At 65.7% G+C, this 1,483-nt stretch carries 1 protein-coding gene; it reads left to right on the forward strand.

What is annotated here, in order from left to right; translation table 11 throughout:
• Window positions 1–197: 197 nt before the first annotated feature.
• Window positions 198–1,483 (forward strand): fused MFS/spermidine synthase (locus AAAB16_RS10730; protein WP_340663303.1); only part of this gene is annotated, 1,286 nt, incomplete at its 3' end.

Consider the following 1,483-nt stretch of genomic DNA (forward strand, 5'->3'; position numbering starts at 1 on the left):
AAAAACGCCCCGGCAACCCAGTAAGCGCAACACCGTTGCTCGTCAGGTGGCGAGCAACCTGTTTTACTCGGACCGGCCACGTGCCGGTCCTTTTGCTGTGGCGTCGTCGGTGTGCTGTGCGCACCAAGCGATATCGGCGTGTACGCCATGGTGCGCAGAGCACATACCTCCCGCTATTGAACAAGGGCCGCTACACAATGCCGTCTGCGACTCGCGCAAAATCCCGCTCCAGCCAGCCTTCCATCACCCCGGCCGTGGCCAACCCAGCCCTACTGATCTGCACCCTGCTGCTGTTTATCTCCGGCAGCGCCGCGCTGATTTACCAAGTGCTGTGGATAAAACAGCTGTCGCTGGTGGTGGGCGTGGAGGTGTACGCGATCACCACCGGTGTTAGCGCCTTTTTTGCCGGCCTGGCCTTGGGCGGGCTGTTGCTCGGCCGCTGCGCCGACCGCCTGGCCCGCCCGGTATTGCTCTACGCCGGCCTGGAGCTGGCGGTGGCCGTCCTCGGCATCGCCAGCACCTTGGCCCTGGGCCACGCCGCCGGTTTATTCGCCCGCCTGGAAGCCTCGGTTGGCCTGCTCGCCTGGCTACTGCCCTTCGCCCTGGTAGGCATTCCCGCCCTGTTGATGGGCGGCACCTTGCCCGTGCTGATGCGTGCCATCGGTCCCGCAACCGGTCAACTCGGCAACGCCGGCGGCCGCCTGTATGCCGCCAACACGGCCGGTGCTATCGCCGGCACCTTGCTCACTGCCTTTGTGCTGATCCCCTGGCTGGGCGTGCGCGGCACTGCGTTTGCCGCCGCCGCACTCAACCTGCTCGCCGCCTTTGGCGCGCTGTGGCAACACCGCGGTCAGCGTCTGCTGCCGGCACTGCCGGTGCTGGACAACAGCGTGCGCAGGCCCGCCGCGCGCCTGGCCCTGCTGCTGTACACCGTCGCTGGCGGTGTGGCACTGGGCTACGAAGTGCTGTGGTCGCAAGCCATCGTGCAGTTTATGAGCACGCGCACGTTCGCCTTCTCGGTAATGCTCGCCACCTACCTGTTCGGTTTGGTGTTGGGTAGCGCCTTGTATGCCCGGCGTGCCGACACGTTGCGTGACCCATGGGGCCTATTCGGCCTACTGATTGCCGCCGCCGGCCTGCTGGCCTTGGTGGAAATTGCCGGGCTCGGGCGCTGGCTGATCGATGCACAAAGCCACGTGGAAGCCTGGGTATTAGTCGCCACCGGCAACCAACTGGCCGGCATGTGCGCACGTTTTCTGGTGGCGGCGCTGGCCATTGTCTTCTTGCCCACCACCCTGCTCGGCGCGGCCTTTCCACTGGCATTGCGCTTGGCGGTCGACAGCCGCCATGTGGGCCGCGACGTCGGCACCATCGTCGCGCTGAATACCCTGGGCGGCATTGTCGGCGTAATGCTCTGCGGCTTTGTGCTGATTCCTTACCTGGGCCTGGTGCATAGCCTCAGCCTGTTGGCGGTGCTGGCCGC

The organism is Pseudomonas sp. (genome assembly GCF_037994325.1).
Classification (GTDB): Bacteria; Pseudomonadota; Gammaproteobacteria; order Pseudomonadales; family Pseudomonadaceae; genus Aquipseudomonas.